Here is an 11,442-nt window from a genome sequence, read left to right as displayed (position 1 = left end):
TCTATTAGTGGGTCGCCGGTGTTCACGGTGTCGCCTTCCTTAACGTGGATTTTCTTCACAACACCATCCCTCGGCGAGGGTATCTCATTCTCCATCTTCATGGCCTCTAAAACGAGCAGTCCCTGGCCAGTCCTAACACTCTCACCCTCCTTAACGAGAACCCTCAAAACCTTCCCAGGCATTGGAGCACTAACAAGACCCTCCCCAGCCGGAACCGAAGACCCCTCCACCGAAGAAGCAGAAACCCCAACAGGAACAGAAGGGGCTGGGGCGGGTGCGCTAACCGGTGCGCTCTGGACACTCTCGGAAGCACCCGCGAGCGCTCCGAGGTCTATGCCCAACCCCTGGGCCTTCACCTCGTACTCCTTACCCTCAAAGCTCACCCTGAACTTTCCTCCCGGAAGTTCCTCAACATCAACATCGTACTCAACACCATCAACGATGACCCTGACCTTCATCTTCACCACTTCCCCATCTCGTAGTTGAAGTGCTCAGTTTCTTCCATCTGGGCCTCAAGACCGTAGAGGCGCCAGGCGTCTGAGACCTTCCTCCTGAAGGGGAGGGGCCTCAGCTGCTCGGCCTTCTTGGCGAGGTAGGCAAGAACGGCCGAGGTAATAACCGCCAGTTCCCTCGGAGGCAGAGCCGGGGGCTTCTCCTCTTCCGCTTTTTCAGCCTTCACGGCCGGCCCTGGAGCTGGTACTGGGGCCGCCTTGGACTCCATCCCGACGAGCCTCCTTTCAAGCCAGCCCACGAAGTAGAGGACGAGCGCCAGTATGCCGAGTATCGTAAAGACGACGGTGACGCCTATGACCGTTATCCAGCCGCCCTCGATGAGCTGTGCAACGTCCATTTTCCCCACCTCACAGGGGTATGTTGCCGTGCTTCTTAGGTGGAAGCTTAACGCGCTTGCTCGAAAGGGCTTCCAGGGCGAGGATTACCCTGCCCCTCGTCTCAGCCGGGTCGATGACATCATCTATGTAGCCTCTCGATGCAGCCACGTAGGGGTTGGCGAACTTGTCACGGTACTCCTTAATCTTCTGCTGCCTGTACTCCTCGGGGTTCTCCGCCTGGGCTATCTCCTTGCGGAAGATTATGTTCGCGGCTCCCTCCGGCCCCATGACGGCTATCTCCGCTGTGGGCCACGCGTAGACGAAGTCAGCGCCGAGGTGCTTGCTGCCCATCGCGAGATACGCTCCTCCGTAGGCCTTCCTGAGTATTACCGTCACCATCGGGACGGTCGCTTCCGCGTAGGCGTAGAGAACCTTGGCACCGTGTCTGATTATTCCCCTGTACTCCTGGTCGGTTCCCGGAAGGTAGCCGGGCACGTCAACGAGGGTAACTATGGGTATGTTGAAGGCGTCGCAGGTTCTAACGAAGCGCGCTATCTTGTCGCTTGAGTCTATGTCGAGAACACCGGCGAAGTACTTGGGGTTGTTAGCGACTATTCCAACGGTCTCCCCGTTCATTCTGCCGAAGCCAACTACTGCACTCGGTGCGAAGTAGGGCAGTATCTCAAGGAAGTCCGGGTTCCCTTTCCCATCGCGATCCACTATCTCGTAGATAACGTCCCTCACATCGTAGGGCTTGTTCGGGTCGTCCGGGACTATGGAGTAGAGCCCCTCACTCTTCCTGAAGGGCGGGTCGTTTGCTTTGGCCCTCGGCGGCTTCTCCATGTTGTTGGAGGGAAGGTAGCTCAGGAGCTTCCTTATGAGGGCCAGAACCTCCTCGTCGCTCTTCCCAATGAGGTGGGCCTGGCCAGAGCGCTGGGCGTGAACCATCGCCCCACCGAGCTGAACCGGTGTTACCTCGACGCCCGTGACGGCCTTGACGACCTGCGGGCCCGTGATGAACATGAAGCTCGCCTGGCTCTCCACCATGAGGATGAAGTCCCCTATTGCCGGGCTGTAAACGGCCCCACCGGCACAGGGGCCCATGATGGCGGTTATCTGTGGAACGACACCGCTCAAAAGGGTGTTCATCTTGAAGATATCGCCGTAGCCCTTAAGCGAGTCGACACCCTCCTGAATCCTTGCCCCACCGGAGTCGTTGAGGCCGATAACAGGGGCGCCGGCTTCGAGTGCGAGCTCCATTACGCGCTTTATCTTTGCCGCGTGCATCTCGCCGAGCGAACCGCCCATCACCGTGAAGTCTTGGGCGTAGACGAAAACTAAGCGACCGTCAATCGTTCCGTAGCCCGTTATTACCCCGTCAGCTGGCAGCTCCTTCTTATCCAGCCCGAAGTCCGTGTTCCTGTGCTTGACGAACATCCCAATTTCCACAAAGCTCCCGGGATCGAGGAGCTTTTCGAGCCTCTCGCGGGCGGTCAGCTTTCCCCTGGCGTGCTGTTTTTCAACTGCCTTCTCGCCCCCCATTTGCAGAATCTTCTCCCTCTTTTCGTAAAGCTCCTCAAGTTTTTCCTCCATGCTCATGAGAACGCCCCCGCTTGTTTGCTGGGTCTTGTAGTTTGTAAAGTTTAAAAGGGTTTCCTGAGTTAGGGTACTCTAAAATTACCCGGGGAAAGAAATGAGAAAGGCTCAGAGGTGCGGGATAGGCGTTTCCGCACCGCAGGCCTCGCACTTGAGGAAGTAGAAGCGGCCTTTTTTGATTATCTTGGTATCTGGGCTTCCGCAGACCGGGCAGATGACGAACTCCTTGAGGTACTTCTTGAGCTTGTTCGCTATGAGGTAAGGTGTGAAGCGCCCCTGCAGGACAGCCCGCCTGCCCTCGAGTGTTCCGGCGGTTGCCACTTCCCTGAGCAGGAACTTGAGGAGGTGGTTGGGGTCGCGGTTCATGGCCTCTGCTATGTCCGCGAAGTTCTCTATGATCGTCCTGTTGCCCGCTATGGTAACCTGCGCCGCTGGAACCTCAAAACGCGATCTGTGGAACTTCACGTTCTCGGGGAGTTCCTCGTAAGCCTTATCGAGGAGCCTTTCAAAGTCGTAAAAGTCTGTCTCACTCATTCCTTTCACCCCTCCCTACTCTTCACGACGCTTTATAACCTTTGTTAAAGCACCCTGTAAAAGCCTGCCCTCGGCTCGTATATCCTCGCGTCCCTCTTGAGGTCTTCTATGAGCTTCCTAATGTCCTTCTCGGTTCCGAGACCGGCCTGCTTTGCGGCCTCGATGACCCCCTCCTCCGGCGCACCGTACTCTCCCTCACCCTCAAGGTTCTTTATGATGTCAACGAGCTTCTCTATCTTGCTGAGCTTCTTCGTGCTCTTCCCGACCTCCAGTATCGCCGCGTCTATAGCTCCTTCCTCGTCAACCGCTATCGTCCTCAGCATGTCCTCCATTATCTCTATGGCTGCCCTCGCGTCCTCCCTCGTCACGGTCTCGCTCAGGCGCATCCTCGCGTGGGCCTCGCTGAGCCTTACCAAAGCTTCAAGCTGTCTCGCCGTTATGGGAATGGGCTGAAGCTCGCCCTCCCCCGTCCTCCTTGCGCCGCGCCTCATCCTGACGTAGTAGCGCTTTATCTCGTCCATGGCCTCCCTGCTGAGAACCGGGTGGACGTTCTTCCTCGCGTAGGCTATGTACTTCTTGAGGAGATCGTAGGGTATCTTCGGCGTTACAACCTCGGCCTCCCCGCGCCTCACGCGGAGTATGTGCTCCGCTATCTGGGAGTCGATCTTCTCGTCCGGTTCGTCGAGGAGGAGGAATATCAAATCAAACCTGCTCAGCAACGTTGGCGGGAGGTCGAGCTGTTCGGGAAGGCTCTTGTGCCTGTTGAAGCGGCCGAACTTTGGATTTGCGGCGGCTATTACGGTTGTCCTCGCGTTCAGGGTTGCCGTTATGCCGGCTTTGGATATGCTTATCGTGTTGTGGAGGACCAACCCATGGGAGACGAATAGGTGGTGAGGCTCAACGGTAACGTCGTACACCCACTCCCAGCCGTCGTTTGGGATTACTTCAATCTTTCTGACCTTGAGAAGGGTTAGGTTGCGCCCGAGTTTGTTCTTCACTTCATCAAGGATTTCCCGGGCCTCCCTGAGTTTGGCCTCGGTCTCAACCCTGAGGGCCTTCATGTAACGTTCGGGATCGCTCTTCTCAGTCGCCCAGTTTAGACCGTGTTTTGAGTAAACGTTCCAAACGCGTGCGACCTTCCTGAGGATGCCCACGTCCCCTCTTTCCAAGGCCCCCTCGACCTCTTGAATACGAGCCTCTATCCTGTTGATAACGCTGAGAACGGTTCTCAGGGGTACGGCCTCTTTACTGAGACCCAGCCTCTCGGCGGGGGTAAGCTTAGCCCTGAGCAGCTTTGCCGCCTTCGTCAGGCCATCAACGGAGTTCTTGGGTATGATAGGCTGTATCTTTGAGGCCTCGGGGGTTCCTTTGAAGCCCAGAAAGTCCGCCTTCTCGGTCGGCACCACGAGCTTCCATCCCCCTAAGGCCACTTCAATTGAAGAGGGAACCCCGAGGATGAGCAGCAGATCCTGGATGTCCTCCACGAGCCCCCTTGTGGGTACCTGTACGTAACTGACCCTCTTCCCCACTCTGCCGACCTGCTCCCACAGTTCACGGAGCAAAGCCCTGATGCACTCTTTCTTCATCAAAAACGCTCCCTTCGGAAGGCGGGAGCCCCTTTTGAATTTTTTCCTCTTCTTCCCGGGGCTTATAATCCACTCGAGGATCTCGCCTGCGGGAATGCAGTCCTCACCGAGCTGGGGGTACTCCCCGACGGCAACCACGTAGTCAGCGACCCCTACTGACTCTGCCGGCTTTTCTACGATTCTCCCGTCCTCCCACATCATAATCGGGTGCTCCGGCGTTACAGTTATCTCCCTGCCGTTGGAGAACTTCAGCTTTATGAACCTCTCCGGAGCCCTGTGCCTGCTCACGCGGTCGGCCTTCACCTTCACGATTTCCCTCCTCTCAAGGTCGTAGGCGAGAACCTCAACGTCATCGACGGGCAGTATCTCGGTGTCCCTGCCGAGGATTACCCTATCGCGGTTCTTCTCGATGAGCTCATCCACCAGCTCGCCTATCTTCACCTTCCTGCCGTCGGCTAAGAGGAGCTCAAAGTCGTGGTGGTAGCTCTGCTGTTCCAAAGCTTCGTGTATCGCGCTCCTGTCGCGGTCGCTCATCTTGTCGAACTCGTCTATGCAGTTGTGGACGATTATCCCCTCGGCGACGAAGTTGTGCTCTCCCGGGACGTAGAGGTCGTAAACGTAGCCGTCGTAGGGAACCTTCTCGATGGAGGCGATCTCGTCCCGGCGTGGGTTCAGTTCCTCATCCACAGCCAGAATCGAGTCACCAACCCTAAACTTCCCTGCCTCCTTCCACTCAAGGGTCTGACCTTCAACCAGGAGGTGGTCGGGAGTTAGGGTTACCTCGTTGCCCGAGCGGAACTTTATCCTGAGGAGCTCTCCCTTCCAGGGCTTCCTGCGGATTATCGTTGCCTTTGAACCCTTTGTCTTCATGCTTTCAAGGTCGAGGGCGACAACGCTCATATCTTTCTCCTGGATGTCCACGACCTGGCCGTCGGAAAGGGCCTTGTATGACTTGCTCAGCTCGAGGAGGTCTTCAATTCTCCGATACTTTCCGTCAACGAGAACCCTTGAGTCCGGATGCAGGCAGGCGAACCCGCCATCCGCCAGAACTAAAACACCCGCTTCGAGAACCCACGAACCTGTAAATTCGTCCCTCACCGCCGCCGCCGTGTTGTGGACAACGAAGCCGTTGGCTATGAAGCAGTGAGAGCCCTCAACGGTGAGGTCGTAGACGTACTCATACGGCGAGCCTATCTCCTCTGCCTTAACGTTCTCCGGCTTTCCGTCTACAAAAACGACCCCCTTTCCAACTTTCAGCAGGTCGAGGGCCGTTCTCCACCCATCTGGGGTCAAAACCCTCGTCTCGGGCGTTAATACGAGTTCCCCGCCGTTCTCCCCCTTCAGCCGCACCAGTCTCTCCGGGGCCCTGAGCTTCCAGAGTCTCAGCAGCCGTGAGTAACCCCTCCTGGATTTAACGGTGAGGCCGAGCCTTTCCACGTCAACGCTCCTGTACTCCTCAACCTCCTCCGGAATGGCCTTGTCCACGAGCTTCCCTATCTCCATCCTGCCCAGGTTAGTGTCGATGAGCGAATCGGGGGCGACACACAGACCAGCTGCAGATGAGCTTTTACCGCTCGTGTAGATCGCCCTTGGAGCTAAATTGGCCACGTAGCGGAGAATTTGACTGTTGTGGACGAAGATATCGTTGGCAATGAAGTTGTGGTGCTCCGGAACCTGGAGGTCGTAAACCCAGGGGTGTTCTGGCTTATATTCTTCGATCTCTTCAACCCTGTCCCAGAAGATGTCCGAGTCGGAGAGGAGATTTCTGAGGTTCTCATTCTCAGTCTCGGGTATAACCTTCGGCTCGCTTTCTTTCCTCGGGACTGCTATGAAGTTTCCCCTTCCAAGCTCCTCAGCTTTCCTTGTCTTAAACTGCCCATCCTCGAAGACGAAGAAAGGATGGGTCGGCGTTACTTTAATCTCCCTGCCGCTGGCGGTTTTTATCCTGAACATTCTCCCCGGAGCGGTTCTCTTCCAAGCTATGTTCGCCTTGACCTTTCTCACCTTCAGCGTCTTTGCGTCGAGGGCGTAGAGTTCGAGGTCGATGGGAGCGTAAAAGCCATCATCAACCCGTCCGAGGGTTCCTTCTTTTTCCGCTCTCTCGACGGCTTCTTCAACAATCTCACCAATCTTCTTCAGACTTCCATCGGCCAAAACAACCTCTGTGTTGCAGTCAACGCACTTAGCAACACCTGGATCTCCGACCAGCAGGACGTGGCTCTCACCGCGGAGCTTCGTCCCGTCCGGGAGGTCCCTCTGGACGCCGCCAAAGAGAGCAAGCGCTATGCCCTTCTTAACCGTCTTCTGTCCCCATATCGCGGGAGCTATTGAGTCCACTATCGCGTCCACTATGCCCTTTCTCCTCGCGAGCTCCCTTATCCTCTGCTCGTCCTCCGGGGAGATCTCAAGCTCCTCTATCTCCTTGCTGAGCTGCTCTATGTAGTTGACCTCAAGGACCTTCTTGAATATCGGCCTCTTCTCCTTCCCCTCAAGGATAACGCGAAGTATCCCGGTGACGAGAACCCTGTCCCCCGGCAGGGCCGTATCAACGAGGTCGTCCAGCAGAATAGCGTCCACGAAGCGGGGCATCTGACCGCCCTTAAGGCTCTCGGGCCTGTCCTGGAGGCGGAAGCTCTGGAAGTTTATGAAGCGACTCTTCTCTATGTCGAGCTCGATGTGCCTTGAGCCGCAGGCATCGCACTTGGCGGGCTTGACGAGGTTCTCGTAGGGCTTTTGGAGCCGCACCATCTCGTTCCCGCAGTCCTTGCAGACGAAGACGGCTTTTTGAACGAAGGGCTTGACCTCGCTCACGCGCGTGATTATCCCCTCGACCTGTATCAGGCGGTTTATGTGCTCGCTCCCGAGCTCCTTGACGAGGAGTGTGCGCGGGAGGTTGTAAAAGCGCGCGTGAACCTTGAGCTCGCCGCTGTACATCAAGTCCTCGCGCAGGACTATCTGTATGGCATCCTCACCGGCCGCCAAAACCTCCTCGGGGTTCTCCAAGAGCTCCTCCGCGAGCTCGGGGTCGAAGGAGTTGAAGTTGGCCCAGTCTATGGGCAGCGAGCGCTTGGGTGTAACCGTGAGCAGGTCCCTGAGCCGGTTCAGGTAGACCGGGCTGCCGTCGTCCCCCTTGTACTCGCGGAGGAACCTCGCAAAGCGCTCTATGATCTCCTCCCTATCCATCTCAACCACCCAGCCACTCGTTCCTGATCTTGGACAGCTCAAGGTATATCCTCCTCTCCTCGGGGGAGAGCCTGCCCAACACTTCGAGACTGTTGGGTCTCAACCTCACGGCCTCCATTATCTTCTTGAAGCGGAGCTCCTTCAGGTAGCGGTACTTCTTCTTCAGGTTGGCGAGCTTGGTCATCTTAACTCCCAACGTCTCTATGCTCTCTCCCGCGTTCCTCCTCACGTAGTTCTCAAGGTAGTAGATGTAGAACTCAGCCCTCTCGTAGAGACCCGCGGGAAGCGGGGTCAGGGGTTCGCCTTTCCTCTCCTCACCTATGACCCCGTCTATCTCGCCTATAACCTTATCAGTCTCGTCCACGACCTCGCCGACCCCGCTCTCCCAGAGCACCTTTGCCTTCCAGTCCTCAACGAGGGCGATGTCGCCCTGCTTCCAGTCGCCGTAGGGCTTGAGCAACTTAACCGGTATCAAGGCCCTCCCAGTAAACATCGCCTACACCTCCACTACATCGGAGGTTGGGCTAATAAACTTTGGCAGTACGCTTAAGCTCCCCGGTGGTCGGTTTAATGGCAGTTCCTTTTCCACTCGAAGGTGTTCATGTATCCATCCGTCCGCACGATAAACCTATAAGCTGCCAGCCGTACACACCCCAGGTGAGAGCATGCTGATAGGTATAATGAGCGACACCCACGACAACATCCCAGCCATAGCCAAGGCCGTAGGGTTCTTCAACGAGAGGGGCGTTGACCTCGTGATACACGCCGGCGACTACGTTGCCCCCTTTGTCGCAGGGGAGCTTAAAAAGCTTAGGGCGCCCCTCAGGGGCGTCTTCGGCAACAACGACGGCGAGAGGAAGGGGCTCTACGAAGCCCTCGGGATAAAAGACGAGATCATTGAGATCGAAGCGGACGGCATGAAGATAGCGGTAACCCACGGGACGAACGACGTTTTAGTGAGGGCGCTGGCGTACAGCAGGCTCTACGACGTGGTCGTCGTCGGTCACACCCACAGGTACGAGATAAGGGAAGTTGGGAGGACGATCCTCGTCAACCCGGGGGAGGTCTGCGGCTACGTGACAGGGGTCAAGAGCGTGGCCCTCCTCGACACGAGGGGGAGGGACGTTAAGATAATCAACCTCGACAGCGGTGAGCTCTTGGGGGCCATGAGCCTCTGACCCTGGTGGTGTGAATGAGCGACCTGCTGGTCCCGAAGGAGAGGCACGATGCCGTTGTCTTCATAGGGGTGGACGCGAGGGACGCGGTAGAGTTCATCAAGGTCTACGCCGTCAGCAGGGAGCGGGCCAGGCAGGTTCTTGAGGAGTTCATAAACGCGAGGGGCCTCTTCCCAGCGGATTACAGGCTTGTGAGCGAGGGGCTGGAGGAAACAGCCGGGAAAAGTGCAATAACGACGAGGACTGAAACGGGCCTGAGCTCTGCCCTCGCCCGGTTCGGCCTCAAGCTCATCTCCAACGGCGTCCTCTACCTCAACGGGCTCGATAAGGTGTACCAGATCACGCTCGTCAGCGAGTCATTCTACAGCCGTTTTGAGGGGTCAGAGCAGAAAGCAGTCGAACCGGAAGAAGTCGTCAGGAAGGTCATTTCGATGGGCTTCAACGTCCTCGTTGAGAACAGGAGGGGCTTAGAGCTGAGCGACCTCGTCGGCGGTGACGCGGTTGTCCTGAGGGAGCCGTCAGCGGACGAGCTCGTGAACGCCCTGAAAGGGGCTAAGCAGGTCATAGTCGAAACAACTGACGCTTCAAAGTACATGTCCTTCGAGCTGCCCGTCGTTGTAAAATTATCACCCCTCTCCCCCGCTGAGTTCGCGGGCATGCTCTCGTCCCTGATAGGGGAGCCGGTTGGAAGCGAGAGGTTTGCCGACTACCCGGAGGAGAGGCTGACGGAGAGGAACGCGAGGCTCTTAGCGGGGATGGTCAGAAAGCTCACCGAGGAGGGGCTGTCCCTTGACCGCGCCCTTGAGATAGCCCTCAGCCTCAACAGGGGGCTCAGCCTTTGAACGCGAGAAAGTAAGTCCTCACGGCACTCCTGTAGGCCTTGTTGTGCTTTCCGAGGGCCGCGTTTATCAGCTCCTTCTCCCCGGGGTCGTCCGTTAGGTAAGTGAGGAGGAGACCGTCATCAACGCTCAGCTCGCCGAGGAAGGAGCTCCTCCTGAGGAACTCCCCGCGGGGGAGGTTCATAAGGGGTCTGAGCCTGGCCAAGTAGGGCTCCACCCTCTCCTTCCGCGTCTGAAACTCAAGCCAAGGAATGGAGAGCGCCTCACCGTAGGCCATGAACTCCCTCGGGTGGGTCAGGTAGGGCCTGAGGGCCTTCCCCATCTTCGAGGAGAGGAGTTTGAGCTTAAAGGACTCGAAGGCGGCCAGGTCGTCGTAGAGGCGCTTCCTGTCTACCTCATCTACGGAGTTGAAGAGAACGAGGCCCGCCAAATAGCACCTCGCCGGAAAAGGAACCATTGGAAGAACTATTCTACCCCCTTCTATCCTCGCCCTCTCGCCTTCCACCCTCTCCCTTCCTTCGAGCAGCATGCCGATGGGGTAGCTAAGGCTTTTCACGCAGAACTCAAGCTCGTCCATTTCCACCACCCCTTTATCGGCCGACCTGCTAAAAAGTCTTTCGTCAGGTTTTTAGACCTCGGGGGCAAGAACGTTCGGGTGGGAACATGGAGTGGGTGGAGATAGACGGCTCCTACGGCGAAGGTGGGGGGCAGATAGTTAGAACGGCGGTCGCCCTCTCGGTTATAACAGGAAAGGCCGTTAGGATCACGAAGATACGCGCCGGCAGGCCGAACCAGGGCTTGAGGCCCCAGCACCTTCACGCTGTCCTCGCCCTGAAGGAGCTGAGCGGTGCGAGGGTTAAGGGGGCTGAGGTCGGCTCGGCGGAGCTTGAGTTCATCCCGGGTGAGGCGAGGGCGAGGCAGATACGCGTGCCCATAAAAACTGCCGGTAGTATAACCCTCGTCCTCCAGGCGTTACTGCCAGCCATGGCATTCACCGGCGGGAGCTTCGAGATCACCGGTGGGACGGACGTGCCCTGGAGCCCTCCCGTTGATTACCTGAGGCACGTCACGCTCTTCGCCCTTGCTAAGATGGGGCTTAACGGGGAAATCGAGGTAAAGAGGAGGGGGCACTACCCCCGGGGCGGCGGTCTCGTTGTCGGGAGCGTGGAGCCCTGGGAGAAGAAGAAACCGCTCGTGGCTCTGAAGTGGGCGAAGATAGAGCGCTTCGCCGGGGTAAGCCACGCCACGAACCTGCCGGCTCACGTCGCAGAGAGGCAGGCGAGGGCAGCGGAGGAAAGGCTGAGGAGGGCTTACAGCGCACCGGTGAGGATTGAAAGAGAGGTCAGCCCTTCGCTCAGCCCGGGAAGCGGGATAGTGGTCTGGGCAGAGACCGACGGGCTAAGGCTTGGAGGAGACGCCCTTGGGAAACGCGGCAAGCCGGCCGAGAAGGTGGGCAGGGAAGCGGCCGACAAGCTCATTACCTCCCTGGAGAGCAGGGCGGCGGTTGACAGGTTCCTCGGCGACCAGCTGATACCCTTCTTAGCCTTCGCCGGCGGGGAGGTGGGGGTAGCCGAGATAACGAATCACCTAATCACCAACGTCTGGGTGGTCGAGCGCTTCCTCGGGAAGACCTTCGAGGTGGAGGGGGATGAGCTGGAGGTCTACAAGGTCTGAGGTGAGAACAATGATAATCTGGGAC

10 protein-coding genes are annotated in these 11,442 nt (G+C 57.7%); 3 read left to right on the top strand and 7 right to left on the bottom strand.

Annotated elements, in window-relative coordinates:
• The 6 genes from MVB78_RS09405 to MVB78_RS09380 all read right to left on the bottom strand — a co-directional run.
• A partial coding sequence (locus MVB78_RS09405; RefSeq protein WP_297490650.1) for an acetyl-CoA carboxylase biotin carboxyl carrier protein subunit occupies positions 1-458 on the bottom strand: 458 nt, incomplete at its 3' end.
• Between the two features lie 2 nt (positions 459-460).
• A complete protein-coding gene (locus tag MVB78_RS09400; RefSeq protein WP_297490641.1) occupies positions 461-850 on the bottom strand; it encodes an OadG family protein in 390 nt (129 codons plus the stop codon).
• A 10-nt stretch (positions 851-860) separates the two neighbouring features.
• Positions 861-2,429 (bottom strand): carboxyl transferase domain-containing protein, encoded by a 1,569-nt coding sequence (locus MVB78_RS09395; RefSeq protein WP_297490638.1) that lies wholly within the window; start codon positions 2,427-2,429, stop codon positions 861-863.
• Between the two features lie 105 nt (positions 2,430-2,534).
• Positions 2,535-2,960, bottom strand: a complete 426-nt coding sequence (locus MVB78_RS09390) for a translation initiation factor IF-2 subunit beta (protein WP_297490648.1) — start codon at positions 2,958-2,960, stop codon at positions 2,535-2,537.
• A 44-nt stretch (positions 2,961-3,004) separates the two neighbouring features.
• A complete protein-coding gene (locus MVB78_RS09385) occupies positions 3,005-7,729 on the bottom strand; it encodes an MCM2/3/5 family DNA replication licensing factor (RefSeq protein WP_297490646.1) in 4,725 nt (1,574 codons plus the stop codon).
• Position 7,730: 1 nt separating this feature from the next.
• Positions 7,731-8,222 (bottom strand): hypothetical protein, encoded by a 492-nt coding sequence (locus MVB78_RS09380; protein ID WP_297490637.1) that lies wholly within the window; start codon positions 8,220-8,222, stop codon positions 7,731-7,733.
• A 172-nt stretch (positions 8,223-8,394) separates the two neighbouring features.
• On the opposite strand from MVB78_RS09380, the gene MVB78_RS09375 reads away from it, so the two are divergent.
• Entirely contained in the window at positions 8,395-8,907 is a 513-nt protein-coding gene (locus MVB78_RS09375) for a metallophosphoesterase (protein WP_297490635.1), read from the top strand.
• Positions 8,908-8,921: 14 nt separating this feature from the next.
• A complete protein-coding gene (locus MVB78_RS09370; RefSeq protein WP_297490634.1) occupies positions 8,922-9,746 on the top strand; it encodes a hypothetical protein in 825 nt (274 codons plus the stop codon).
• Here MVB78_RS09370 and MVB78_RS09365 read toward each other — a convergent pair.
• On the bottom strand, positions 9,736-10,320 hold the full coding sequence (locus MVB78_RS09365) for a hypothetical protein (RefSeq protein ID WP_297490643.1): 585 nt from the start codon (positions 10,318-10,320) through the stop codon (positions 9,736-9,738). The genes MVB78_RS09370 and MVB78_RS09365 overlap by 11 nt on opposite strands.
• Before the next feature lie 86 nt (positions 10,321-10,406).
• On the opposite strand from MVB78_RS09365, the gene rtcA reads away from it, so the two are divergent.
• The gene (gene rtcA / locus MVB78_RS09360; RefSeq protein ID WP_297490632.1) at positions 10,407-11,417 is read left to right on the top strand and encodes an RNA 3'-terminal phosphate cyclase; all 1,011 of its coding nucleotides are present in this window, start codon (positions 10,407-10,409) and stop codon (positions 11,415-11,417) included.
• The last annotated feature ends 25 nt before the right edge of the window (positions 11,418-11,442 follow it).

This window comes from Thermococcus sp., from assembly GCF_026991495.1.
Lineage (GTDB): Archaea > Methanobacteriota_B > Thermococci > Thermococcales > Thermococcaceae > Thermococcus.
This window is presented reverse-complemented; position numbering and strand designations above follow the sequence as displayed.